Raw genomic sequence first — 26,341 nt, forward strand, 5'->3', positions numbered from 1 at the left:
CACAAAACGCAACGCATAGCAAAAATGCCAAGCGTTGCGAATCACTCTTAAACAGATTGTTATACGATTTTATAGCAATGAATTTTGGATGGGAATCGCCTCCATAAAGTGCTCATACCCATCACCACTACCAACAAGAAAAGGACTGTTAGGGTCATGCTTTTTGAAATTATTCAGAGCCCCGTTCTTCTGATAAGTCGCGTAGCAATAAGTACAGCCATGCAAACATGTATTATAAACACCTATATCGACGCTCTTAACACAGCCACATTCTAACCTTTGACCTTGATCTTTGGTGTTTGTAACTTTGATATTAAACAAAGATTCAATCAGTCTATCGTCGATACACTTACCATGTTCGATACCTGTGCTTTCCAAGTTTACTTCTTCAGCACATGTAGATATTGACATACCATACTTGGTAGCGATTTTTTTTAACTCTTTACAAAGTTCATTGAGCAAGCCTTCATTCTCTAAGATGTCACAATACTCGAGCCCGTCGACTTTATTTAGGTTTACCTCAGTTTTTTTATATAAATCAGCAAAACTAATTACCACGTGGTTAGTATAGTCTGAAAGTAAACCAGCTATTTTTTCAAACAACCTTATGTGTTCAGATACTGGAGTTATATTTGAAAGAATTATAGGATCATAGCGCCATATAACTTTATCTCGACCAATATTTCTTGATAGTTCTTGAAATATTTCAACAGCTTTTAAAGGGTGTAAAGTATTAGTTTCAAGCTTCTTGTTGTATCCAGTAATCGTATACTGAAAGTAATAACGATAACCTAAACTATCCAAGAGCTCTAAATGAGGGAATAGCTTCTTGGGATTCCTTGTCCAAAAAACGATCGCGTCGACATCTTTTGGTAGCAAAGAAACACGCTTTACTTGATTCGCATTGAACGGGTTTTTTACCAGCAAAAATCCGGACTTTACCCTATTTACAAACCAATCACTATAAAATGCCGGAATGTCTGTTCGCCTACTAGCGCTTATAATCATAATTCACCAACATACCTAATAGAGCTTGTACTAAACTTCGGTTGCGCACTTTTAACTATCTTGTCATCAAAAGAAAAATCACAGTGCATTCTGGAACTATCAGATACATACTCGCAGCCTAGTAGTTCATAAACCTTTTCAATCTTTTGCGTCACTTCAGTTTGATTTCTATCGTTAATCACAATTGTTGCATTTTTATTGATATTCTTTTTAATGTTCTCAACCACTTTAGGAATATCTTCATCTGATATTTCTGATAATAAGTAAGAAGCAATAACCAAATCTATTTTTCCACCAACTTTAATTTCATGTTTAGCGACATCATGATTTGCTTTAATGTATTTTACCCTTATATCATCAGGAAATGCATGAGTAATAATGCTTGGTGAAATTTCATTCCATTCTTCACACCTGTCGACTCGCACAATATTAACTCTCGTGACGGATCTCTTGTTGAACAAACGACAATTTACTAACCACTTATTGAACGCTGCGTTATCCGTTCCCGGCCCACCACCTAAACACATTACATTCAGTACTTTCTTATCAAGCAGCATGTTTTCACGTTTAGACGAAATTAGATCCAGAGCACTTCTAACCTCTTTTACATGAACAGGTAAATACCTGACAACATAAAGCTTTCGTTTATTTTCACAATCGTAGTCTATTTCAGTTGCTTCAAAGTAGTTATCTCTCAGGCAAACAACACAGTCACTCTTGTCTGCTTCACACTCATTAAATGATTCAAAGTCTACTTCACCGAAAAATTTATTGATGATTTTATTCATTACATTACTCTCTGTTTTTCCGATTATAAGTACAATGAACAAAATTTCCTTGATCGACGCCAAATAAGTCGTATAATGCCCTGTTAAGGTGTGAGCAACGCAATACCGAAGCTCCCGCATACCACCTTAAACACTAAAACCAACGCATAGTAAAAATGCCACGCGTTGCGAATCACTCTTAAACAGTTTGTTATACCTGTTCTATTAGCTTCACGGTGCCCAAACCATCAATGACTACACGCCATTGCTTATTTTGGCAATCAAAGTAGAAACCTTTTAAGCCTGCAAATTTCTCGAAGCTACCAACACTATGAATTGAGTCACAGCGAATAAATACAGCGTCACTCGCTTCTGTTTCAGTAAGCAGCGCTTCAACAGACTTTACGAACAAGACTTCTTCAGGTAATGAAATAATCCGATGATTTCGAGACAGTAACTTGTGAAGCTTTACGAAGTGTCCCTTTATACGAGACTATTCTTCGATAGACTCCCTTACACGCTTGTGTGTTTCCGGAATAACAAAACCCACCAAGCCTAGAACTGAAAGAACTTGTATTACTGTAACTGGGTAATCAGCCCCCCGACCAATGTTGCTTTCTCGAATTGAAAGCTCAATTGGTAGAGCAGATTTGCTAAGTAACTCTCTAATTGAGGCTTCAATGCCATCAGTTTGCTCATGCCAATCAAGACCATAAGCAGGATCTTTGTAAGTACCTAGTACAATGTCCATTTTTCCCTCTAAAGGTATAACGCCCAATTAAGGTGTGAAGCACGCTACCACAGAACTCAATTTGACTACCGTAAACACTGAACTAAACCCAAACCAAAAATGCCAAGCGTGCTGAATCACTCTTAAATTGCTTGTTATGTTTTGCTCTCTTTCTCAAACCACTGTTCGTAAATGGAATAATGCTTGGACTGCTGCTCTACGAACCGACTTTCATCAGAAGCACGCCTCTCACGCTTTGCAATTAGCCTTAGCTTATCGAAAATCATGGCCTTATGCAGATGAACAAAAGCTTGGATTGTTTCTTCATTTCGCTGACTAAACATTATTCTGCAGTTTGTTTCTACTGCAGAGAATAGATCGTTTATGCAGTATGTTTCAGCTTGATCATACAAGCCTGCTTTTTGGAAATAAGGAATAATTTTACAGAACGCAGAGTGTGGATAACCTCCAACCCTTCCCATCTCCTTCACTACGGTTTTCAGCAACGAAATTGATGCTTCAAAATTCCCTGCTTTTGCTAATGCAGTGGCATCTTTTAGCTTTTTGTCGATAAGTGTCATTTATCCCTCTGAGAAACATAACGCCGCGTTAATGGGCAGACAACGCTACCACAAAGCTTAAGCCATTGTGACATAAACACTGATGCCAAACTGTGAGCCAAAACTGCCAAGCGTTGACTGTCCAATTAAACGCTTGGTTATGGAAGCCTAAGACAACCAACATACTCACCGCAAAGCAAGAGCTCTGTGGCCACTAAACACCACAAACCAGCATGCAGCAACCTAGTAAAGTCCAAAGAAGAAACCTAACAACAACGATACAGCCAACTAAAACAAAGAAGGGCCGCCCCACTGAAGCCAAGTACCAGCTAATTGCCGCAACACTAAACCCACTTGGGAACCGGATGCAAACGGCGGATTAGCCTGTGCGGAAGACAGAAAGCGGCTTTTCAACAGAGATTAAAATCTGGAATCTTGTGGATATGCAGAAACTACCAAGAAACTCGCAGCGAACGCTGAACCAACAAACCAAAAAAAGAACTCTATCTTGCTGCACCATAACGCCCTGTTAAGGGGTGAGCAACGCAATACCGAAGCCGCCGAAAACCACCTTAATCACTAAATTCAACGCATAGTAAAAATGCCACGCGTTGCGAATCTCTCTTAAACAGTTTGTTAGCTTGTTAAGCGTTTAAGTTGTTCATTTATATCACGAACCCATTCCCGCTGCTTTTCTTTTGAACGAGGTAACGGGTGGTAGAAAAGACCTTTTTTACTCTTGTTTCCAGCTATTCGATACGCATCAAACTTAGAGACTGCTCGGGATGTTAGAAAACGTAGTTTGTAATTAACCCCACTAGCAAAAACAACTGAGGATGTCTTACATTTTTCTAAAATCTGATCCAGTTCTTCGCTCCTATTCTCGGAGAAGATCGAGTGCCTGTCGCCAAACGAGCCAAATGAAAGCCCCTTTAACTTTCTTGTAAACAGACTACTTTTCGATTCTCTTACATCTGATAAATTTATAACAATAGCAGTGCGAAAGTTGTTATCGGCCATGACCTTCATAATTTGAGATTGAGTATTATCTGGCTTTGTCAGCACACATGATTTTGAGAATATTGTGACTTTAACATTCTGGTCTTTTGGTTCAGAACTACCTGGATTCATCATAACCATTAGTAAATCAATCTGGGTGTCATCCGAAATATCATCTAAGTCTGTAATTAGGAGCACATCCCGAAAATTTAGTTCACTAGATGAGTAGAAATGCCCATAACACTTATAATTCATATTACTATCACTCATAAAATTGATTCTAATTTTGACGCGAATAGCCTCAAATATTGACATCGCAAGCTAACGCCCTGTTAAGGGGTGAGCAACGCAATACCGTAGCCGCCACAGACCACCTTAAACACTAAAACCAACGCATAGTGAAAATGCCACGCGTTGCGAATCCCTCTTGAACAGTTTGTTATACTCTAACTCTCTGATCGACTTGCGTTTGCAGATCATCAAACTCGTTTTCAGTCATTTGCTTCTCTAAGATCACTTTATATGTATCGCTACCTTGAGCTTCTAATATAGTATTGAGCCACTTCTTACTTATGTATCTACTGTATTTTCCGCCCACTTTGTGTGATCTATGATGTTTGCCCTAGAAATTACTTTTCCCATATTAGAATTAAATAACACCAGTGCCTTTTTAGCTTGATTACTCAAAGTCATAAATAACTCCTTGATTTTTGACAACTATTGATCTTTGCGTTTTAGAGCATAACGCCTTGTTAAGGGGTGAGCAACGCAATACCAAAGCCGCCGCATACCGCCTTAAACACTAAAACCAACGCATAGTAAAAATGCCACGCGTTGCGAATCCCTCTTGAACAATTTGTTATGTGTTTACTCTAAGTAACCCTCGGAAGCAATTGCGACCGATTGAAAGTACAACCCTTCACCTTCTTCTAAGTCTGGAAGAGTTGGACGCCAGAAGGATAACTGAAGCTCTTTAAATACGTAGCTATAGCCTAACTCTGGATCAGAATGATCATAGTTACCTTCTAGCTGAATTCGTTCGAGCACATTAGTCGCTAATGTTCTATGTACGTCAAAGCCAAGCAATGTCGTTGAAAACAACTCAGAAGCAGCGGCTTCAATGAACTCAACTCTTCCTTCATTATCAAAATCTACCATGAGACCGTCTAAAAAATGATGGCGATGTCCATAGATGCAATCAGGAGCTCCGATAACATTGTTCACTTCAGTTTCTGTCATACCGAGTTTAACTGGACCAATTGAGTTTCCTAGTTTAATTTCGAAAATTTCCATTTTTATCCTAAAAACACATAACGCCCAATTAAGGGGTGAACAACGCTACCACCCAACCTAAAACATTGTGCCATAAACACTAAATTTGAAGTAGAAGCAAAAGTGCCAAGCGTTGTGAATCCCTCTTAAATTGCTTGTTATGTTTAGTCGTCTCGTTTGCCATGTTTAGGTCTTAACCCGCTAGGCCAAGTACCGTTAGCTACTGGGATAGAACCATACATTTCATAGAAATTATCTATTAGATCTGCTTCAAGCTTATTTGGATTTTGTCTACCTCTGGTTGAGTACCATGCAATAGATAAACCATAAGCAGCTCCATATTGATACCTAGGCCACCAGTATGCGTCGTGTTCTTCCATTGCTTGCTTAGTGTAAGTCAGATGATCCTTGATACGTTTGCGTAGGTTTTTTGATTGACCTACATAAAATACAGGCGACGCTCCCCAAGGATACACAAGTTTAGTACCATCCGATGTACCAAGCACATAGGCTCCTGAATGTTCGGGAACTATAGACAAATCAAAATCATCATCTAATACTCGTTCGTCAAACCCATCAGGCCATCGTCTATCAACGAAAAACCTGAGATGAAAATCTCTCATTACTCCCTCTCATGTCCGAGTTTTGCCATTAAACATAACGCCCTGTTAAGGAGTGAGCAACGCAATACCAATGCCGCCGTATACCACCTTAATCACTAAAATCAACGCATAGTAAAAATGCCACGCGTTGCGAATCCCTCTTGAACAGTTTGTTAGCTATTTTTTTCCAACGCCTCTCGGAGCTTAGCTATCGTATGTTGACTGTAGACTTTAATTCCATTGCTCTCTAACAATGCAGTAGCTACCCCTGAGCCATCGATTTTGCTCCCGTTGAATGTACCGTCATAAATTTTTGAACTGCCACAGGAAGGGCTGCCTTCAGCGAGTATCGCGTACTTTATTTGCTGTTTTTTGCAAAGCTCCAAGGCGTTCTCTGCCCCACTTACAAATTGTTCAGTAACATCAATACCATCATTTCCAACAACGTTTGCCAAACCATCAAGCACATCAACACCTTTACCAGTAATGATTTCGGCAGGTGCTCTAGGAATAGGTAAACCTGCTGAGACTTCGGGGCAAAAGGTCACTAGTTCTGCGTTTGACTTGAGCCATAGTAACTCAGGCTCTTTGACTGATAAACAGCTCGCATTGTATCTAACGTTGTTTCCAACCAGACATGAACTAACGAGAACTTTTACCACTGGAACTCCTTTATATACTAGAAATAGCTAACGCCCTGTTAAGGTGTGAGCAACGCAATTACCGAAGTCCCGCATACCACCTTAAACACTAAAATAAACGCATAGTAAAAATGCCACGCGTTGCGAATCACTCTTAAACAGTTTGTTAGGTGCGTTTGCACAGTTTTTCAAAAAGCTCTCTTTCTTTAGCTGCAAATTCATGTCGTATTGACTCCGCAACCATTTCAGCTTCACTGGAAAACTTATCAAGTTCCGACTTAGTAATTACAGTTACTGTCGTAGACACTCTCTCAGGATGGTAGGAGCTAAATTGAAAACAACTGCGCTGTACTTCCTGAAGTTCTAACTCGCCATCTTGATTAAGCGAACATTCAAACAATGGAGAATCCACCACGATTACAGGAAAACAATAACATAACCTGTCTGGCATATTACATGTGCGGTCTTTTATATAACCCAAACAAGCCTTGATTACCCCAATCGCTGCACCATAGGCTGGGTCATGATCACCTCCCATAGCCTGTCGAAAGTCATAACCTGCATATTTCGATTTCTCTGTATAATCTCGGATATACGATAACTCGCCGTTAACTAGTTTATCCGCAAAGGCTTCTCTTCCGGCATCTGAAGCTATACAGAAAGAATTTAATCGGTGGTAACTATCTGACAAAGTGTCGCCTTTTAGCACAACCCAAGGCTTTTTAGATGCTTTGCATTCCATGACATAAGCAATGTCTACTATACCTGTGCTGTTTTGATCTATATGTAACGCCAATACATCAATTTCTCGACTTTTATCAGATTCAAAGTCTTTGTAGTAATGCGATTGATAAACGTCGAAGCTTTGTTTTCGGAAGCTAAGAGCTGTTTTCATTTCTAGTGGAAAGCCAGTTTTATTCATCCACTCTAGAACTTTGTTCGACAACATTTAATTATTTCCTCTTAGCACCTAACGCCGCGTTAAGTAGTGAGCAACGCTAACCACCTAACTTAATCCTTTACACCGTAAACACTTAACCCAACATAGAATGCAAAACGCCAAGCGTTGGGAATCTGCCTTAAACGCCTTGTTAGCATTCGAGCTTAAACTTGGATACTTTTTATGGAGCAAAGTATCGAGCACACTCTGAAGCAGATAACCCAGGACAAGTTACTGCTTTCGCATCGAGCGCCTTGCGAGTTTTCTTTTTGTGGAGTTCCTGAATTACTAAGTATCCCCAATAACCTCTTTGTGCAGTAATTATAATTTCTTCTCCAACTGAAAAATAATGAGATGCTATGTCATTGGAATCATATTTAAGCTCTCTTTCACCGTCGTTGATACACAGATACTTTATTCTCCCTGAGCGCTCACCTTTACAAGTAACCGTGTAGTTGATTTTTACTACATCGCCATCCACATACCTTTCATTTGAAATTGACATCCCAATTCTTATTAAGATAAACAGCGGAATAACCAGAATTGGTAACAAACGAATTGCAGAGTTGGGACTCTTTCCATACTTTCCATGTTCCACTATTATGTTTTCAGCGCGTTTAACTCTTCTAATTTTATATATGTATAACATCGCAGTTAAAGATACTGCCAAGAAAGCTGAAACATAAGTCAAGACACCATTGTCGAGAGTATTGTGATATACCGAAACCCTTGCCTTAAACACAATAAACAATACAAAAATCAATGGAGCTATCAATGATACAATCTGAATACTTCCTCCTAGAATGCTAACGCCGCGTTAATGGGCAGACAACGCTACCAAATACTTGAACCACTGTGACATAAACACAGAATCAAACTGTGAACCAAAACTGCCAAGCGTTGACTGTCCAATTGAACGTTTGGTTATGTCACTTGATAGCAATGGTTTCTAACTCTTCTCCGGCAAGTATATTACTGTGCACATCTAAGCATTTCCCAGTCCCCCAAACCTGTACAGTTTTACCACTTGCGTGAGCTGACAAAACCATTGATAGCCACTGACCACCACCTGGATTGGACGTGTCAAATACATAATGACCTCTATCCCCCATGTTGGAACACGTAGGCTGAGAGCTAGGAGTGGACGCCACCTTAAAGGTAACCATTGTTCCATACCAAGGGCCCGACCTCACCTCTATGATTTTGGTATTTGGGACCTCGCTTGCTAAAACTGCACCAGATAACATTGCTCCCAGTATCAATATTAGTAATTTCTTCATTATTATTTTCCTAACGCTTTCTCTTGTGACATAACGCCGCATTAAGGTGTGAGCGGCGCTTGGCTATACTTGAGCGAAGCGAAACTGCCAATCGTTGCGAATCACTCTTAAATGCTTTGTTATGTTTGGTGTTAAAGGGATAGACGCAACTCTATTTCACGCCCTTCAACTAAGTGACCTGTTGATACAAAACCACAACTTTCGTAGAAACCTTGAGGGCTATCTGAACCCGTAACAACACTTGTGTATAGAGCCGATATTCCAAACTCATTAACCAATGTTGATTTCAACAAATCAATAGCAATACGCCCGTACCCCTTTGACTGTTGAGACTTATCAAGCATGAACCGCCAAAGTTCAAACTTACCTGAAACTGTGTCTGCGTTTACTAAAACAAAGCCAATTGGATTATTGTCAGAATAGATACCTTTGAACCAAGGAAAACTCATAAAGTTTGCTTCAGCCAATGAAATAGCATTGCTATCAACATGATTTACCTGGTTTTGAGCTACCTGTAACTGGCAAATCTCATAGAAGTTCGTTTTGTCTATACTTCTTAATTCGAGGCTCATACTACCAACTTCCTTCGAAAACATAACGCCCTGTTAAGGTGTGAGCAACGCGATACCAAAGCCACCGCAGACAACCTTAAACACTAAACGCAACGCATAGTAAAAATGCTACGCGTTGCGAATCACTCTTAAACAGTTTGTTATATGTATTATATCCACAAAACCTTGATGCTGAGCACTATCGCCAAAAACACCATTACCCAGAGAACTACTGGCCCTGATGCACCTTTAAACCTAAAGCCAAGTCCTTCAAATTCGATTGGCCCTGACACTTGCTCTAACACGTTCACAATAACAAATGAAGAAATCATCGCTCCAGGTATACCTACTACTGCAGGAAGATGAGAATAGAACTCCTCGATAAATCTATCGTCATGGTTCAAACTCCAAAACAGCCAAAATAAATAAACTCCACCAATCATGATGACAGCGAAAATAGAAATCCATCTGGCTGAGTTCTTAATAATACGTATGTTAGACTCTGATTTATCCCCTAAATGATGTCCTTCCATGAATACCTCATACATATAACGCCGCGTTAAGTAGTGAGCAACGCCACCACGAAACCTAACCATACCACCGTAAACACAAAACCCAACGATAGAATGAAAAATGCCATGCGTTGGGAATCTGTCTTAAACGCTTTGTTATGCCTCTTTTTCCAATATGCACTCCACAACATAATGTGCGTAAGATAACAGTATTTTAAATATGTCATTGATCCTGCTGTAATGAGCTGGGATGGGAAGACCTATATTGGCGGTACGCTTAAGTAAATGAATATGATTTGAATACATACCTTTCCCGAGGTAATAATCTATAAATGATAGGTAAAATACCTCCTGATCTTTAGGTACAGAACACCCCGATTCTTTGATGACCTTTTGAACAAAAGCTTCTTTATTATCAATTTCACCATGTTTGTGTACGATCAAGTGTCTAAAGTTTTCAATTACGCTTATTGCAAAGCGTATATTGATGTTTTTAAAGCAATTACGTGATTCGGCTTGTTTCAAGTTAGGTATCACTTGACTTAACTGATTCATTATTTTTCGTGGCGTAATACGTTTACTCTTAATTAGTTCAGTGTAAAAATCTAAACTTAGAGAACCCGAAGCCTTAGGCAGTTCGCTTTCTTTCCAAACACCTACGTTAGCATGACCAAGAACAGCATAAAGTTCAGTCAAAAATATTTCGAAGGATTCGTATACTTTCGCAAGTATCCATTGATTTTGGCGATTATGCTGTAACCAAAGCGAATTTATTTTAGATTCGATAGTATGTGTCGTTGCTCCAACGTAAAAATCCTCCCCACTCGTCATATGGGACACAATCAAGTTATTAACAGATATTAAACGGCTCAAATCGTCTTCATTTGTAGACTCTTTGGCTTTATATAAATCTTTAAGTTGAGTAGTAGTTGTGCCGTCCAATGAACACTGAAAGCTATTGGCAGAAACTACTTTTTCATTAAATTTTATAAGAATAGCTTGTATTTCTTCGTACATAATTTTACTTGATTCTTCGTAGGCATAACGCCAAATTAAGGTGTGAACAACGCTAACACCTTACCTAAAGCATTGTGCCATAAACACTAAACTGACTTGAAGTGACGGCGCCAAGCGTTGTGAATCACTCTTAAATTTATTGTTAGGCTTCTGTACGTTGAAGCAGGGTTAGGACCATACAATGCGAACCAATATGGGATTAATAGCCCAAATGCCATTGACCCACCGATAAACGTGGTTGGGAAGCTTTGTAGCACTAATTCAAAAACCTTATCGTATTGCTCTGGGCTCAACGTTGACTTACTTACGTATATCTCATAAGAAAAACAAACTGGCTGATATATCGACATTCGTAAAAACCAACTCAAAGCACTAACAGGAAGCAAAAACAAAAACGGTCTCGTCCATACTGAAGGCAATACAAAGTGAATTGCAGGAATCAGGAACAGAAAAGCCACGTACAAGGCATTCGCCGATATGTCCTGGGTGCTGAATGTATAAGACTGACCTTCATACATCATTAGCACAGAGACCCCGAGTACGCTAATTAGAAACAGTTTTCCAAACCCTTTTGTACGTGAAAAATGAAACAAGCAATAGCCTACAACCAATAGCAAGACTGTAAACCAAATGTAAGCATCCCAGTTCATTTCGAGGAATCGAGGACGAGATATTTGAATAATGATCAAAAACGCATACGCTACGGGCAGGTATAGAAATAAAACAACTACAAGACGTAGAAATGCCCAAACCGCCTGTCTTATCATCTAGTGCTCCTCCTAGAAGCCTAACGCCGCGTTAATAGGCAAGCAACGCTACCATAAACTTAAGCCATTGTGCCATAAACACAAAAGCCAAACCGTGAGCCAAAACTGCCAAGCGTTGGTTGTCCAATTAAACGCTTGGTTATGGAAACCTAAGACAACCAACACACTCACCGCAAAGCATGGGCTCATTGTGACCACTAAACACAACAAACCAGTATGCAGCAACCCAATGAAGTCCAAAGAAGAAACCCAACAACAACGACACGGCCAATTGAAACAAAGAAGGGCCGCCTCACTGAAGCCAAGTGTCAGCTAATTGCCGCTGCACCAATTTCACTTGGTAAATAGATGCAAACGGCAGATTAGCCTTAAACAAACACCCAAAGCGGCTTTTCACCAGAGATTAAAATATAAAACCTAGTGAGCATGTAAAAAGTGCGATGAAACTCGCAACAGATACAGAACCAACAAACCAAATAAGAACCAAATCTTGCTGCGCCATAACGCCCTGTTAAGGTGTGAGCAACTCAATACCGAAGCTCCCGCATACCACCTTATACACTAAACGCAACGCATAGCAAAAATGCCAAGCGTTGCGAATCACTCTTAAACAGATTGTTAGTTGTGAAACTTACCGCTTGCTAAGTACTACCAACCTTAATCCAGATAGTCTGGTGTATGTAAGTTTGTACCGCAGACTTTGCACTTGTAATCACCTGTAGGCTCACCTTCCATTAGCGCACTAGCTATTGCAGAGAATAAACCAGAAAAGAAACCTTTAACTTCTGTTTCCGTGGTTTCATCAGATTTAGAGAAGCTTTCATACTTATGAAGCGTCACCTTTTTGCAATTACAGCAGAACGCTTTGGTTTCTTCAGAACCGTATGTTTGAACCAACTTGATTATCTCCCAAAAGCTATTTTTTCGCCTAGCAACTAACGCCCAATTAAGGGGTGAACAACGCCTCCACCCAAACCTAACGCATTGTACCATAAGCACTAAATTTGAAGTAGAAGCAAAAGTGCCAAGCGTTGTGAATCCCTCTTAAATTGATTGTTATAGCTATTCTAACGACCGCAGATATTCAATTAGCCGCGATAATAAAAAGAGCACTAATAGTACTCCCATGATAGAGGAGATATTACTTTTCCAATCAGACGGCGGTGAGTAATGTCTGTCGTAAATCAAGTCTCCCTGATGCATTATTTTTGTAACAGTATACTTATCGTCGAACAACTCTGATTCAATGTAATAAACCTCAACATCCCGAAAAGCCAACTTAGCACCTTGGTAAGGGTTAAATAAGTGTTCAACATCTTTATAATATCGACCAGCTATGTACCTTTTACTGCCATCAGTGCCCACCATCAACTCATAATAAGGATCTACATGTCTTGAACCTGGGTGAAATTTCAGTTGCAATATGCTGCCTGTTATTGTCTGCTCATTCTCTACTGTATCCCCTTGATCCAATAAAAGAACAGAAGTCAGAACTAGTAATACAAGTAAGACTACAAGAACGGTAACAGCGATATATTCTTTAATCTTTTTTACCAATGAGCCTCTCCTTGAGATAGCTATAACGCCCTGTTAAGGTGTGAACAACGCAATACCAATGCCGCCGCATACCACCTTAAACACCAAAACCAACGCATAGTGAAAGTGCCACGCGTTGCGAATCACTCTTAAACAGTTTGTTAGTTTAATAGTTGTGCTCCTGTGTGCGGTGATAAAAGTCGGGAGCTAAGTTTACAAGTTTAAAAAGATCGCTAGACATAATCAGCTTGAGCAGAGCTTGCATTGCGACTCCATATTCACTCACCTTTTGATCATCATCCCCCAATTCATAATGCTCACAATATGCTGCTTCGTCGTACCCAGGCATACCATAAAGTGCTATTGAATATTTGTTGCTCCAATCTCCTATGTTCTTCCTTACTCGTTCACGGGTTTCTTCTGACCTGTAAGTGTCCTCTAGGCTATTTCTCTGGCGATCAGCATTAATTAACTTCAACAATTCAACTTTATGTGCGTCGGTTAACTCAGATTCATTATCCTTAACTTTTTTTTGAATACGCCTACCAACAATTCCACCCAAATCAGACCAAGTATCTAACTTACCCTCTTCGTATGCTTCAAGCTCTTCCCAACTGTTTAGGTGTTTATTCTCTACATCCCACCACTCAATGTATTCATTTAGAGTTTTGTTAAGACCAACTTCTGTATGGATGTAAACAACGCCCTCAGAAATAACTAATGCGTAAATTCTTTCACTTTCATACTTATCAATTAATACTTTTAACTTGGGTTCAAGTTCCTGAAAAACTAAATCTGCATTTAAACGATTTCTCATAAAGTTATCCTATTAAACTAACGCCGCATTAAGGTGTGAGCAACGCTACCACAAAAATTAACCTTACCACCGTAAACACAAAACCCAACGATGGAATAAAAATGCCATGCGTTGGGAATCACTCTTAAATGCTTTGTTAGTTTGCTACGACGCTAAGACGTTCGACTTTCTTCAATCTGTGTAATTATGTGACAAAGCTTATCTTTAGTATTTTTAATTGGTAACTGTTGCGATAAATCTAGCTCCCCATTAGTCACAGCACGATCAATAGATGAGTTCATCTTTTTACATGCCCTATGGAAAGTAACTTGATTACCTTTGCTTAATTTATCGTAGCAAGTGTTATAAAACTCATAATAAATATCAACCTGCCTGTATTTATAAATATCATCATCAAGCCTATCTAGCAAACCATGAGCTTTTGAGAAGTTGTCAAAAACAATCTTGTTATCTTTCTCATTCATTGAAGTCAATAAGAGTAACCTTGCTTGCTGAGTGTCTAAGTTACTCGTATGATAGCTTTCTCTCTTCCTTGCTAATGAGTATGCTGAATCTAAAAACTGCTGCGCTTTAGGATATTCTTTAAACGTTATATGCGCCATTCCATACTGTAGCCAAAAGTGTGGGTCGCTTTTTAGCCAACCAACTGAAACTTTAAGATTCTCATAATATCTTTTTAAACTACCTTTCTTATTTTTATCAGACAAAAGTCTTTCTACAAACGAAAACCGTAGCGTAGCTAGGAAAATAGTCCTTTGTTCGTAGTCCTTTGATCGGTAATCATTGAAACGTCTAGCTATTTTCTGTAGCATTTCCGTTACATAAGACGGAGAAAAGTGGTGTCTAATTAAAGAAAGACAAAACAAGCTAGACTTCGTATTAACAACTTCATTTTTAACATTAAATAGGTTATTAAAGTTTTTATTATTCTTTAGACTTGCTGAATAAATCCTGTCGCTGCCGGAAACATCAGAAATAATACTGTTATTACACGGCAAATCTAATACTTCTAAAAATGCCATAGCAAATATGGTATCTTTGATGTCTCTATCACTAATTAGTGGTGATAATTCAGCATTCACCCTTTCTTTAAACTGAGGGGAATTAAATATTTCCAAGAGTGTGAGAGATAATTGCGATTTATTTTTATCCCTAACAAACTTTAGCTTTTGGGTATTGGTATATCCTGCTTTATCTCCCCACATCCCTAAGTTATCAATGATGTCAATTAAAGATTGAATTTCATTTTCATTGAGTTCATCTAAGCAAATTTCATTATAGTCAAAATTAATTTCCTTTAATTTTGGTCTAAAGCGCTCATGCTCTGCTGTCCTAGACGTTGCGATAACAGTAATGTTATCTGGCATAGAAAGAGAAATATGTTTTATCAAATCGAAATATCTTTCGTAACCGTCTAAAGTTAGAACTATATTTCTACCACTCTTGGACAAGTAATCAACATCTGCAATATAATCTGCATCTAAGTCATTCACATAATAACAGTCATATGATGCTGCCGTTAAGTAACTATGGAGCTCAGAAGAAATAATGCTTTTCCCATTCCCCATATCACCATATATCACAATGTTCTTATTATTAGATACAAAGTCCTTAATTAGTTCTAAATTCTCTCTAACTACAAGAGATGGGATAACTTGTTCACTTAAAACGGCTTCATCAATAGCTGCTGAACTAACATGGCCAAACATGATCATTGTTTCAACGTCCGCATCTCTAATATGAACTTTCTCGTGAGAAAGTTCATAAGCCATTAATGATTGAAGATGGTATTCAGAATCATAACCAGACAGAATGTCTGAGTTTTCTTTAAGTAGACTAGCAAAACCTTCAACTCCAATAGGGACCACCTCACCAAATTTAGACAATGTGAATAGTGTTTTAGAATCTGGATTCTCTCTTGTGATGAAATATGTTTTCTCTCTTAAATCACTATTTTCAAAAAGTATTTTTTGAATTTCAATATCATACATTGAATATCCAGCAAAAACGATCGCACTACAACGCTCTAAATCTTTTTTGAAATAATAGTGCCAATCTGTTTTAGTGAATGAATCAGATGATATATATGATGACGTTGATAACTTAAAGGTAGTATCGATACTCTCTTCATTTAAACTATCAATAGAACCATTTAAGTGAATACATAAACTATCTTTCTTATAATATTTATCCGTGGGGTAACTTACATCGATACACTCTACTAATTTACCTACTTTTGCTGAGGCAATCTCAATGCTCTTGTCGTAGTTTGTGGTATAGAACCTTCTCCAGTTAGCACTACAAATTGTGTCATGAACACTATTTGTTTCAGTAATAGTGTATTTCTTTTTCAATAAGCTTATAAGTGGAGCTATATCATAGTTTTCAATATAGTAATCAGTTGCAAACCTTAAATCATCATCGACAGGGAATTTACCAAGTCTACATATCTCATGTGCTAGGTCTTTTGCAGCAGATGGTTCTTGCCCATTGACATTCTTAGTCAAGTAAGAAAATCCCGCTCCTGTAAAGAGGATAGCTTGACCAGTCGAGATTCTCGCTATTAGCTCGTTTGTATCAACTTCTTGCTTCTTAAAATTTTCTTTGTTAAAGCGCAAAACTTGCATCCTTTTATTCTTATTTTAGTAAAGCTGATTATCAGTAGCCTACTGAGGAACCTTACGTTTTTATCGATAAGGTAAATGTATTCTTCGAAACATCATACATACCAACCAATATCCATCATACTGCATAGATCAAATAAATGAAAAGTGTCTCTAAACTTGCTCTACACCTTTTAACCTCTCATTTTAGCTTAGATGTACATTGCAACACTGCAAACTAACGCCCTGCTAAAAGTGGCTGACAACATACCACAAAACGAAAACAAGCCACCGTAAACACAGTGCAAACTTTGAAGTAAATTCGCCGAGCGTTGGCAGTCCGTCTTAAGCAGTTTGTTATATGCCTTTACGATTGACCTAAGTATGGTTCCAAGAAAGCACTGACTTGCTCTGCACATAAACCAACTTGTACAGAGACACCCGCCTGCCTTAGGATTTCGATACCCTTTCCACTGTTCCGTGTATCTGGATCCAACATAGCTACAACGACATACCTTACTCCTGATTCAACTAAGGTGTTTGCACAAGCAGGAGTCCGACCAACAAAGGAACAAGGTTCCAATGTCACATATGCAGTCACACCTTCTTTTGAAGCAGAATAGGATTCAAGAGCCTGAACTTCAGCATGGTTGCCACCTATTGATTGTGTATACCCTTCGGCCACCACCTCGCCATTTTTAACAAGAACACAACCAACAGGAGGATTTGGAATACAACAGGGTAATGCATTCTTAGAAACTTCTAGGGCTCTAAGCATATATTTCTCTGACATTTTTTCGTATTCCTTTGATTGGCATATAACGCCCTGCTAAGTGGCTAGCAACGCAAACCACGATACTTAAACTAGCAGCCGTAAACACTTTACCAGACTAAAACCAAAATTGCCGAGCGTTGATAGTCCGTCTTAAGCAGTTTGTTAGCTGCTACGAAGATGGCTGAGTTTCTCACCAAAGTGCCGAATGTGAAATACATTATTGGTTTCGAGTGGCGACGTATATTGGACAGGTTAGTAACCAAAACACAATTGATGCTATTTACTTGGCAGTGAATGCTTTCGAAGAAGCCTACTAACAAGTGCGCTAATCAGATTTAGATGCGACAACGTTTCAACCCTCAAGAAACCACAACAAAGAACTAAACAAACACACCACTTCAGTAAACTGACTTCGGTTGATTTAACCACTTTTCAAAAAGTGCCACTGGCGAGATAGTTTGTGCCTAAAGACTATCAGGTGTGAAGCTAGAGCCCCGTATTCAAGAACACTTGAGCCCTTGGTTTCTTTAAATACCAGCTAACGCCGCGTTAAGTGGTGAGCAACGCTGCCACCGTACCTAAGCCATTGTGCCGTAAACACAAAAGCCGAATCAAACCGAAAATGACAAGCGTTGGGAATCCGTCTTAAACGCTTTGTTATATTTTCAGTCTGTTTACTACGCTACTTCCGATTCCGACATATTTATTGCTCAAATTTACGGGCAAACTTACAGTCGAAGTGTTAAGTACAGAGGCTTTGATGGAAACCATAATACTTATAGAGAGGTCAATGAGAAGCAAGACTCTATATGACGTTATATTGTGCTTAATCTTTGGGGTATGACCTAAAAATAGGGCTTTGTCATTGTGCGCAATTTTCAAACTTCTATAAGGTTTGAAAGCCAGCTTATTGATTATATTTCCTGTTAGTCTTCTGAGCCTTTTACCTCTCTCGTTGAGATGCGCTTCATACTTTGAAACTATGTTGTATTGCGACAAGTATTCCAATACTTCACCTCGATGTTCATAGCCCCTACTATCGAAGAGCCGACTCAGCGAGATAACAATTTCATCATGCATTGCACGCTGAATAATTGAGAAAGCTTCTCCAGCGGACTTGTTCAACACTCTTACAGATTCTGTTGTACCAAACATTTCCGAGTAAACCACTATAGCTCTTCTAACTCTTGTAGCTTCAATAATGTATCTATCTAAATCTTCCATGCTCGAAACTCTTAGAAAATATAACATTTGTATACTACGCATGCTCACTTCTAAATACCCGATTTTCAGCAAATCTCCCTGATTCCTCTACAGAAAAAATAGAAATATCACCTGAACAAAGTGCGCATGCACGCTTTGATTGCGTAGTATATCTTCACCAACTCACCTAACTCTTTGATTTTAAATTTACTTTGTACTTATCACAAACATAAGTGAGCATCGGCGTGGCTATGATCACCATCTGATGCCCTTAGGCATCTTAGATACAAATGGAAAAAACCGCTGGGTGTATGTGCCAGCGGTTTAAAATGCATGCTTTGATATAAATGGTGAGATTGTCGTTATGCGACTTCAGTGACTGGTCGGGAGAAATACGTTGGGTACTTCTGGCGAATATGGCGTTGCTCTTCGACCATATTCTTAAACGTTGGCCCTTTCTTTAGCTTCACAATCACTTCATTCTGATCAAAACGAAGTACAGCGCCTTCAAAGGTCACTTGTTTGTTGTTGTGTAAATTGAGGGTGCCTGACATCACCAACCCTTTGTACCAGTCGGTAAATGTATTCTTTACTACTCGAATACCGCCTTCAGAAACTTCGGTTACGTGAAACAGCTCGTTAGAAATACGCACAGAAGGTCTTGCCCTTCTTGGGTATTTCAAGCGATAGAATTTACGTTTTTGTTCAAAATCACTCATCAACAATCTCCTATTACTTCGAGTGATAGCGTCCCGAAGATCCTCACCTTGCACTGGTGGTTTTTAGTCACCAATATCAATTAAATTCCCAGATAGTATAACTGTCGACTATTAAAAGGAAATCTTTAGCGTTTAGTTTTGAGCCTGTGATCTTGACACACGGTATGACCATTCAAACAAAACATCATAAGTCATTGTTTTTAAAAAAATAAAACCAAAAAATAACGACACAACAAACTCCTTTACAATACGTAGTTTTGCGCATACATTGCACGCATATTAATCACTAGGTTTATTCGATGTCACAAGAACGTACCGGTAACTGGATGGCAGCGCTTTCATTCCTTCTATGGGGTTTACTGCCACTCTATTATCAATATTTGCCTAACGCGGCTTTAGACGAACTACTGACCGTTCGATTGGTCGCGTCTGTGCCCTTTGGCATACTGATTGTGTTATTTGTCACCAAACGAATGCCTGACTTTTCGGCTATTTTCGCGGATCGCCGCTCTCTTGCCATTACATTCCTTGGTAGTACCTTGATGTCTATCTCCTGGTGCGCTTTCACATGGGCAATCACCAATGATCGCGTTATCGATGCCAGCTTAGGCTTTTTTATCAGCCCATTGACGATGACGGCACTGGGCGTATTTGTGTTGGGAGAAAAGCTTTCACTTGGCAAGAAGGTCGCGCTGGTGCTGGCCAGCGCTGGTTTAAGCTATCAGGTGATGCAATATGGGCAGATACCCGTTATCGCACTCACGATGGCGATCTTCTTTACACTGTATGGTTGGTGTAAGAAGAAGATTCGATACGAGTGGAGCACCTGTCTGTTTGTTGAAGCTCTAGCACTGATGCCATTTGCACTGGGTTACCTTATTTTCAAAGAAATGACGGTTGGAACGGAATCTCTTAACTCTGGCTGGGAGACTTTTGCCCTCTACGTTGGCGCAGCTCCGGCGACTTTGATTCCGCTGCTTTTCTATTCTCTCGCGATTCGTTTAACCAGTATGTCGACCGTCGGCCTAATGCAATATATAGAGCCGTCTATCCAGTTTTTGTTGGCGATCTATTTATTTGGCGAAGTCTTCGATGAAGTCAAACTAGTGAGTTTCAGCCTAATATGGGCAGGCTTGCTGTTCACCATTGCAGAAAGCGCCAAAAAACGAGTTGTACTAAAACGCTCATAAAAAATCCCCCAGTTGGGGGATTTTTTAAAATGAAAGGCTAATCATGCCTTGCCACAGCAGGCCAACAGCCAGCACAGCGACCACACTCAATAGTCCAGCCCCTACCTTCTCTTTACCTTCGAATGGGTTAATACCCTGCTCTTTTTTAGCCTGAATGTAAAAGTACAAACCCGGCAGATAAAGAATGGCAGAAAGCAGTAGATAATTGAGCCCGGAAGCGTACAACAACCAAAGACCGTACAAGGTTGCTCCGATACCAATGGCTAGCAGGCTGCCTTTGTTTTTCTGCTCTAGCGCCAGTTTGAGTACAAATGCGCCCACCAAAAAGTAAGGCACTAGGATCATTTCGGAGGCAATAATCAGTAAGGTATCGTACGTGCTACCTGCGAACATCACAAAGATGAGAGAGATTTGAACCCAAATATTGGTCAGGGTTAACGGCCTTACCGGACTGCCCGCCTTGTTTAACTTAGCGTACTTGGCTGGGAACATTTTCTCTTTGGCACATAGATACGGAGCTTCTGACGCCAAAACCGTCCAGCTCAAAAATGCACCACAGACAGACACCAGTAAGCCAATACTTATAATGTATTGCCCCCATGGCCCAAGGATATGAGTCAGCACTTTTGCCATTGAAGGGTTCTGATAGTGGGCGAGTTCCGTTGGTTTAATAACGCCCATCGACAGTAACGTCACTAAAACATAGATAGATAACGCGGTAAGCAGGCCTAATATCGTTGCGCGGCCAATGTCTTTCCGGTTTCGAGCTCGGCTTGACACAACCACCGCGCCTTCAATACCGATGAAGACCCAAACGGTCACCAGCATGGTACTTTTTACTTGCTCCAATAACCCATGTCCTTCACCGAAATGAAGGCCACTAAAATCGAGCGTAAATGTGTCCCAGCTAAAAGCAAACAGAGCACATAGTATGAAAACAAATAGCGGCACCAACTTGGCGTAAGTCGTGACCATGTTAATCACAGCCGCTGTCTGAACACCGCGTAAAACCAGAGCATGTACCATCCACAACAAGGCAGAAGCGCCTAAGATCGACACCCAAGTATTACCCTGACCAAAAATAATATTGTCTGGTGTGTCAAACAGCATACCCAACGTGCTAAACACAATAACCAGATAAGAGACATTGGCTAACATCGCACTGAGCCAATACCCCCACGCAGAGCAAAAGCCGACGAAATCGCCAAACCCTTCTTTGGCATAGCCGAATACACCACTCTCGATATGAGGCTTGTGAAAAGCTAACTTTTGAAATGAGAGAGCGAGAAAAACCATGCCTATTCCCGTGATCGACCAACCGATCATCACGGCAGCAGGGCTCGCAACAGCAGCCATGTTTTGTGGCAAGCTAAATACACCTGCGCCTATCATTGAGCCAATGACGATCGCAGTAAGAGAACTGAGACCGAGTTTGTTGTTCATTGTTGTTTCCGGATTATAAATTCGAACGCTATGGAAGTGGTCATATTACGAAGAAATATCAATAAGCGGCAGAGCAATTGTGATTGCTGTTGCAAAGATAGGTTCATAATCAAACACTTCATTGTTACTGATCAAACCAAGTCGCCATAGTAATATTTAATTCCACAAATGCAATATATATTAGAATTTTAAACCACCACAAAACCAGTTGACAAATCAATAAATTATCAAGAAATCAAACCAAAGAATGTATGAAACCATCATGAGGGGTTGGCTGACTGTGGATACCCAAACGAGAGAACGAAAAAAAGCAGGGCACTGTCGCCCCGCTTTATTATAGATTAATGGTGAGAGCCAGAAGGGTCATACCCGAATTCTGACTGCTGGTAAATGTCCGATAGCGCTTTTGCTTTTTTCGACTTAGCGGAACGCTTTGAAGCCCCTATATAGTGAACTTCTTGAGATTCTAACGCCTTCTCATGCGCTTTTGCCGAGCGAATAAACTCTGGGTCGTTTAGCGCCTCCTGACGCAGGCGATTAACACGTTCAAGGGTTTCCCACAACATAACTCACCTCCAGAAACTGTATTTATATACAGTATAAATATCCTCACCAATAATTCAAGAAAAGACTGTTTATTTAAACAGTAAGCTTTATTGCATATATGCGTTAAGCATCCACATTAGCTTTTCTTGCTCTCGAATGTAGTCACCCATCAAGGCAGCTGTACCTTCATCTTCTGCATCCTCAGCTTGAGCCAAAATAGCGCGTTGCTGAGTCAGTAACGTGCTGAAACCATGAACAAGGCCTCTCACACATTCTTTACCTGTTGTCGCATTCTGGTGTTCTTCAATATCACTCTTGGTCAAGTACTGGCTAAAGCTGTGGTCTGGCGTTGATCCAATCGTTAAAATGCGTTCCGCCAACTCATCAATTTTGGTTTGAAGATCTGTGTAGATCTCTTCAAATTTCACATGCAATTCGAAAAACTGCTGACCTTTGATGTTCCAGTGATAACCGCGGGTGTTCATGTAAAGCACTTGGTAGTGCGCTAACAACGCATTCAACTCAGTCGCCAAGGCTTGTGATTTTTCGTTGTTTAGGCCGATTAAGTTAACTTGGTTTGTCATCATGCATTCCTCATCAATTTCAATACTCTTGGGCTGTTGCCCTTCAATGACTTCACTATACCCATCACGATAAGATAGATAAAAACGTTCATCTCTATACTTTCAATAGGATTTTCCTATCTATAGTTTTTGCCTATTTCAATGATGCCTAGATCCGATTATCCGATGTCGTTCGCTGACGTTATTCTGGATAAAACAATTGGTTGAGGACAAGATAGTGAAAGCTCTTGTTGTTGAAGGAGGCGCAATGCGCGGCATTTTTGCTGCGGGTGTGCTCGATACATTTATTGACGATGATTACTACCCTTATGACTTTGTCATTGGCGTTTCGGCGGGTGCGTCCAATCTACTCGGCTACCTAGGTAAGCAGATAGGGCGTAGCTATCACGTCATTACTGAGCTGGCGACTGACCGAGATTTTTACAACCCGAAGCGCTTTGTAAAAGGTGGCGATCTTATTGACGTGCATTGGTTAGTGTCAGAATCTGAAAAGCGCTACCCACTAGACACACAACAAGTGTTTCAGTCTGCCCCAATGTTGGCTGTTGCCACCAATATTAATACGGGGCAAGCCGACTACTACCAGCTCAATCACAGCAACCTCAGCCAGATCATTGAGGCCACCAGCGCACTGCCTATCGCCTATAAAACAACGCCCTGCTTCTCTGGTGGCTGCTACACCGACGGTGGTGTCGCAGACTCCATTCCTGTGATGGAGGCGTATCGCCGCGGTGCGACGGACATTACGGTTGTCCTCTCTCACCCACTCAGCTACGAGATGCCTAAGCCGAAAAGCTCTTGGGTAATCAAGAAACTGCTACATAAATACCCAAAAATCGCCGAGGCACTAACTAAGCGAGCGGAAGGCTACAATCAAGCATTAGCCTTTATTCGCAATCCACCAGAAGGGGTTAAAGTGCGTGTCATCGCGCCACCAGAGAATTTCACCGTGAAACGATTAACAATGAAAAAACTGGCTTTAGATGAAGGTTATTTCATGGGGATCGAAGAAGGGAGAAAGCACCTAGCCAGCCGCAAAGGCGCTTATGGGTTAGATGCAGAGAATTGTCATTTCTGCCTGTAAAAAAGACCGCCGATGGCGGTCTTTTTTCGATTAAACAACAAATGCTTCGAGGGATTTGTCCGATTCGTTTTGGTCTTTCAGTTGCTGAACAGCCGTTCGCGTGTTCGACACCAGATCCGCCACCTCGCTGGATAAGGTATAGATGTTTGTCGCATTGGTGCTGATCTCTTCGACAACTAAACTTTGTTCTTCAGCAGCTGTCGCGATCTGCACGTTCATATCGTTAATAGATTGAACCGACTCATTAATGGTATTGAGGCCCATCTCAACCTGTTTCATTCCACTAATCGCCTCATCCGCCTTAGTTAGGCTGACTGACATAGATTTCCCGACTTGCTCAGTACCCGACTCTAGCTCTTCAAGAATTTTACCAATGTCTGCCGTTGCGCTTTGTGTACGCTGCGCAAGCTGGCGAACTTCATCAGCAACGACAGCAAAACCTCGGCCTGAATCCCCTGCACGTGCTGCTTCAATTGCTGCATTCAGTGCCAGCAAATTGGTTTGATCTGAAATATCAGCAATGAGGCTCAGAATCCCCTTTATGTTATCCGCAGATACATTGAGCTGTTTCACGTCCTGCTCAGACTGAGCAACCTGCGCCGACAACTCTCCGATGATGCTGCTGGCGTTTACCGCCGTCTGAACACCTTCAACCGATGCGTCATGTGCCTGACTGGCGGCGTGAGCCGCGCTTTGAGTATTGCGTGCCATTTCTTGGGCGGTGCTGCTCATTTCATTCAATGCAGTCACAAGCTGCTCAACTTCTTGCTGCTGCTTGAGGATAGAAGCTTCGGAGCGCTCTGAGTTTTCCACAGCGGTTCTGGTTGTCGAAGTCAGATCATTGGCAAACAGCTTGGAGGTCTGAATATTGTTTTGCAGCATTTCCACAAAGCCATTAAACGCGCCTGCAATATGCGCAAACTCTTTATCGACTTTAGTTTCAAGACGATACGTTAGATCTTTCTTGTCACCTTCGCCCGAAATACTGTTAATGCCGGTCGTCATGTTCGATAGCGGCTTCATTAGTAGGTTAACCACGAAACCGAGCACGATAACAGAGATCATGATGACGGCCAGAAGGTACATCAACGTCTGGTCACGCATGTCATCCAGTGATTGGAAAACGATATCTTCTTTCAGTACAGATCCGATGATCCAGTCATGGCCTGTCAACGGTAGTTGCTGGACGATGTTCTTTTCACCATCAAGGGTCAAAACCTGGTCATCACCACTCAATTTTAGCTCAGGGTACACCTCAGACAGCGGCTTACCATTATAGTCTTTGTTCGGGTGAGAAATGATGTTGCCGTCTTTGGTCATCAAAAACAGATAACCCGCATCCAATGGTGAGATTCGGTTAATTTTCTCACTCAATACCGCAAGGCTAACATCAAAGAAAGTAACGCCTTTGAATTCCCCTTTTACAATGACAGGCGCTGAGATGGAGATCATCTGCTGCTGAGTATTAACATCGATATAGGGTTCAGTAATGATCAAAGAACGATGCTGCTTGGCATCTTGATACCAAGGGCGTTCACGGGAATCCCATGTGCTGTCTGGAACCCATCCCGGTACATTTTCAATAATACCACCGTCTTTCTCGATGCCGATACCCGTCGCGACAAACAGCTCTTTTAATTTTGGTTGTTCAATGATCTGTTCGATGCTTTTAGGTGCGTATTCATGCTGAATGGTCTGAGTGGTCGAGAGCGCAAGGTTTTTCCACCCATCAATATCAGATTGCACCGTATTCTCGACACCAGTCAGAACCGATTCGATGGTGTTGTGAATCTCTTTTTCTCTGTCACTATGCAAAAATGAATACTGAAAATAAGCGAGCGCAGCGAGTGAAACAACCAGTAGCGAAAGTTTGCTGATAAGTAGCTTGGCTTTAAAACTAAACACGTATACCTCTTGGCAAATAGCCTAGACTGCGCGCTTAATCAAACTGCACTTTTCAGCCTAGTAGTATGATGACTGGCCCTCCTGGCATTCCCCGAACATCCGTATGGGCCAAGACAGTACATAAACTAAGCTGAAAAAGTTAATGATTAGTGATTAATCATAATTAACAGTGATGGTGGTTATCGTTGAAATAGTAAATTATCCAAGCCTAATCAGTAAGGTAGACATAAAAACTTCTAAAAATAACATTTCAAAAAGAAATAAAACACAACAATGAATTCACCAAAAAA

The 26,341-nt window shown here is 40.5% G+C and carries 28 protein-coding genes and 2 pseudogenes; 2 read left to right on the forward strand and 28 right to left on the reverse strand.

Annotated features, from left to right (window positions below; translation table 11 throughout):
* Positions 1 to 69: 69 nt before the first annotated feature.
* The 24 genes and pseudogenes from F0265_RS06830 to F0265_RS06980 all read right to left on the reverse strand — a co-directional run bounded on the left by F0265_RS06830 (position 70) and on the right by F0265_RS06980 (position 19,299).
* The gene (locus F0265_RS06830; RefSeq protein WP_171748325.1) at positions 70 to 1,008 is read right to left on the reverse strand and encodes a DUF1848 domain-containing protein; all 939 of its coding nucleotides are present in this window, start codon (positions 1,006 to 1,008) and stop codon (positions 70 to 72) included.
* On the reverse strand, positions 1,005 to 1,796 hold the full coding sequence (locus F0265_RS06835) for a small ribosomal subunit Rsm22 family protein (RefSeq protein WP_171748326.1): 792 nt from the start codon (positions 1,794 to 1,796) through the stop codon (positions 1,005 to 1,007). The genes F0265_RS06830 and F0265_RS06835 overlap by 4 nt, the downstream gene beginning before the upstream one ends.
* 83 nt (positions 1,797 to 1,879) lie before the next feature.
* Positions 1,880 to 1,982, reverse strand: a pseudogene (locus F0265_RS06840) (DUF3265 domain-containing protein).
* 4 nt (positions 1,983 to 1,986) lie between these two features.
* Complete coding sequence (locus F0265_RS06845) at positions 1,987 to 2,187, reverse strand: hypothetical protein (protein ID WP_171748327.1); 201 nt, start codon at positions 2,185 to 2,187, stop codon at positions 1,987 to 1,989.
* An 81-nt stretch (positions 2,188 to 2,268) separates the two neighbouring features.
* Positions 2,269 to 2,526, reverse strand: a complete 258-nt coding sequence (locus F0265_RS06850; protein ID WP_171748328.1) for a hypothetical protein — start codon at positions 2,524 to 2,526, stop codon at positions 2,269 to 2,271.
* Between the two features lie 134 nt (positions 2,527 to 2,660).
* Positions 2,661 to 3,086 carry a hypothetical protein gene (locus F0265_RS06855; protein WP_171748329.1) on the reverse strand — a complete coding sequence of 142 codons (426 nt, stop codon included), beginning with the start codon at positions 3,084 to 3,086 and terminating at the stop codon, positions 2,661 to 2,663.
* 615 nt (positions 3,087 to 3,701) lie between these two features.
* Positions 3,702 to 4,334, reverse strand: a complete 633-nt coding sequence (locus F0265_RS06865; protein WP_161610295.1) for a DUF1643 domain-containing protein — start codon at positions 4,332 to 4,334, stop codon at positions 3,702 to 3,704.
* Positions 4,335 to 4,396: 62 nt separating this feature from the next.
* Positions 4,397 to 4,544 (reverse strand): annotated as a pseudogene (locus tag F0265_RS24710) (DUF3265 domain-containing protein).
* Positions 4,545 to 4,931: 387 nt separating this feature from the next.
* Complete coding sequence (locus F0265_RS06880) at positions 4,932 to 5,357, reverse strand: hypothetical protein (RefSeq protein WP_171748330.1); 426 nt, start codon at positions 5,355 to 5,357, stop codon at positions 4,932 to 4,934.
* 143 nt (positions 5,358 to 5,500) lie between these two features.
* Positions 5,501 to 5,959: a GIY-YIG nuclease family protein gene (locus F0265_RS06885; RefSeq protein WP_019277096.1), complete on the reverse strand. Its 459-nt coding sequence runs from the start codon at positions 5,957 to 5,959 to the stop codon at positions 5,501 to 5,503.
* A 152-nt stretch (positions 5,960 to 6,111) separates the two neighbouring features.
* The gene (locus tag F0265_RS06895) at positions 6,112 to 6,600 is read right to left on the reverse strand and encodes a 2-thiouracil desulfurase family protein (protein ID WP_171748331.1); all 489 of its coding nucleotides are present in this window, start codon (positions 6,598 to 6,600) and stop codon (positions 6,112 to 6,114) included.
* 145 nt (positions 6,601 to 6,745) lie between these two features.
* Complete coding sequence (locus tag F0265_RS06905) at positions 6,746 to 7,528, reverse strand: hypothetical protein (RefSeq protein WP_050914581.1); 783 nt, start codon at positions 7,526 to 7,528, stop codon at positions 6,746 to 6,748.
* A gap of 172 nt (positions 7,529 to 7,700) precedes the next feature.
* A complete protein-coding gene (locus F0265_RS06910) occupies positions 7,701 to 8,294 on the reverse strand; it encodes a hypothetical protein (RefSeq protein ID WP_171748333.1) in 594 nt (197 codons plus the stop codon).
* 636 nt (positions 8,295 to 8,930) lie between these two features.
* On the reverse strand, positions 8,931 to 9,371 hold the full coding sequence (locus F0265_RS06915) for a GNAT family N-acetyltransferase (RefSeq protein ID WP_171748334.1): 441 nt from the start codon (positions 9,369 to 9,371) through the stop codon (positions 8,931 to 8,933).
* Between the two features lie 149 nt (positions 9,372 to 9,520).
* Positions 9,521 to 9,883, reverse strand: coding sequence for a hypothetical protein (locus F0265_RS06925; RefSeq protein WP_171748335.1), 363 nt, complete (start codon positions 9,881 to 9,883; stop codon positions 9,521 to 9,523).
* A 135-nt stretch (positions 9,884 to 10,018) separates the two neighbouring features.
* The gene (locus tag F0265_RS06930) at positions 10,019 to 10,879 is read right to left on the reverse strand and encodes a hypothetical protein (RefSeq protein WP_171748336.1); all 861 of its coding nucleotides are present in this window, start codon (positions 10,877 to 10,879) and stop codon (positions 10,019 to 10,021) included.
* 86 nt (positions 10,880 to 10,965) lie between these two features.
* On the reverse strand, positions 10,966 to 11,646 hold the full coding sequence (locus F0265_RS06935) for a hypothetical protein (protein WP_171748337.1): 681 nt from the start codon (positions 11,644 to 11,646) through the stop codon (positions 10,966 to 10,968).
* Positions 11,647 to 12,303: 657 nt separating this feature from the next.
* Entirely contained in the window at positions 12,304 to 12,543 is a 240-nt protein-coding gene (locus F0265_RS06945; protein WP_140213238.1) for a hypothetical protein, read from the reverse strand.
* A gap of 165 nt (positions 12,544 to 12,708) precedes the next feature.
* Positions 12,709 to 13,203 (reverse strand): hypothetical protein, encoded by a 495-nt coding sequence (locus F0265_RS06950; RefSeq protein WP_171748338.1) that lies wholly within the window; start codon positions 13,201 to 13,203, stop codon positions 12,709 to 12,711.
* Positions 13,204 to 13,348: 145 nt separating this feature from the next.
* On the reverse strand, positions 13,349 to 13,999 hold the full coding sequence (locus F0265_RS06960) for a hypothetical protein (RefSeq protein WP_171748339.1): 651 nt from the start codon (positions 13,997 to 13,999) through the stop codon (positions 13,349 to 13,351).
* A gap of 152 nt (positions 14,000 to 14,151) precedes the next feature.
* The gene (locus tag F0265_RS06965; RefSeq protein WP_171748340.1) at positions 14,152 to 16,617 is read right to left on the reverse strand and encodes an SIR2 family protein; all 2,466 of its coding nucleotides are present in this window, start codon (positions 16,615 to 16,617) and stop codon (positions 14,152 to 14,154) included.
* Between the two features lie 352 nt (positions 16,618 to 16,969).
* Positions 16,970 to 17,395, reverse strand: coding sequence for a bifunctional diaminohydroxyphosphoribosylaminopyrimidine deaminase/5-amino-6-(5-phosphoribosylamino)uracil reductase RibD (locus F0265_RS06970; protein WP_171748341.1), 426 nt, complete (start codon positions 17,393 to 17,395; stop codon positions 16,970 to 16,972).
* A gap of 639 nt (positions 17,396 to 18,034) precedes the next feature.
* Complete coding sequence (locus F0265_RS06975) at positions 18,035 to 18,601, reverse strand: hypothetical protein (protein ID WP_171748343.1); 567 nt, start codon at positions 18,599 to 18,601, stop codon at positions 18,035 to 18,037.
* Positions 18,602 to 18,942: 341 nt separating this feature from the next.
* Positions 18,943 to 19,299 carry a PilZ domain-containing protein gene (locus F0265_RS06980; RefSeq protein WP_038512116.1) on the reverse strand — a complete coding sequence of 119 codons (357 nt, stop codon included), beginning with the start codon at positions 19,297 to 19,299 and terminating at the stop codon, positions 18,943 to 18,945.
* 299 nt (positions 19,300 to 19,598) lie between these two features.
* Here F0265_RS06980 and rarD point away from each other — a divergent pair, with 299 nt between their 5' ends.
* Positions 19,599 to 20,489 (forward strand): EamA family transporter RarD, encoded by an 891-nt coding sequence (gene rarD, locus F0265_RS06985; protein ID WP_171748344.1) that lies wholly within the window; start codon positions 19,599 to 19,601, stop codon positions 20,487 to 20,489.
* Positions 20,490 to 20,513: 24 nt separating this feature from the next.
* On the opposite strand, the gene F0265_RS06990 is transcribed toward rarD, so the two are convergent.
* From F0265_RS06990 to F0265_RS07000, 3 genes are all read right to left on the reverse strand, one after another.
* Positions 20,514 to 21,932, reverse strand: a complete 1,419-nt coding sequence (locus F0265_RS06990; RefSeq protein WP_171748345.1) for a basic amino acid/polyamine antiporter — start codon at positions 21,930 to 21,932, stop codon at positions 20,514 to 20,516.
* Between the two features lie 341 nt (positions 21,933 to 22,273).
* Positions 22,274 to 22,498, reverse strand: a complete 225-nt coding sequence (locus F0265_RS06995) for a hypothetical protein (protein ID WP_095665503.1) — start codon at positions 22,496 to 22,498, stop codon at positions 22,274 to 22,276.
* 87 nt (positions 22,499 to 22,585) lie between these two features.
* On the reverse strand, positions 22,586 to 23,062 hold the full coding sequence (locus F0265_RS07000) for a Dps family protein (protein WP_171748757.1): 477 nt from the start codon (positions 23,060 to 23,062) through the stop codon (positions 22,586 to 22,588).
* Positions 23,063 to 23,279: 217 nt separating this feature from the next.
* On the opposite strand from F0265_RS07000, the gene F0265_RS07005 reads away from it, so the two are divergent.
* A complete protein-coding gene (locus F0265_RS07005) occupies positions 23,280 to 24,146 on the forward strand; it encodes a patatin-like phospholipase family protein (protein ID WP_171748346.1) in 867 nt (288 codons plus the stop codon).
* 30 nt (positions 24,147 to 24,176) lie between these two features.
* Here F0265_RS07005 and F0265_RS07010 read toward each other — a convergent pair whose 3' ends face one another.
* Positions 24,177 to 26,051, reverse strand: a complete 1,875-nt coding sequence (locus F0265_RS07010; RefSeq protein ID WP_171748347.1) for a methyl-accepting chemotaxis protein — start codon at positions 26,049 to 26,051, stop codon at positions 24,177 to 24,179.
* Positions 26,052 to 26,341: the final 290 nt, after the last annotated feature.

Source organism: Vibrio sp. RE88 (genome assembly GCF_013113835.1).
Taxonomy (GTDB): Bacteria; Pseudomonadota; Gammaproteobacteria; order Enterobacterales; family Vibrionaceae; genus Vibrio.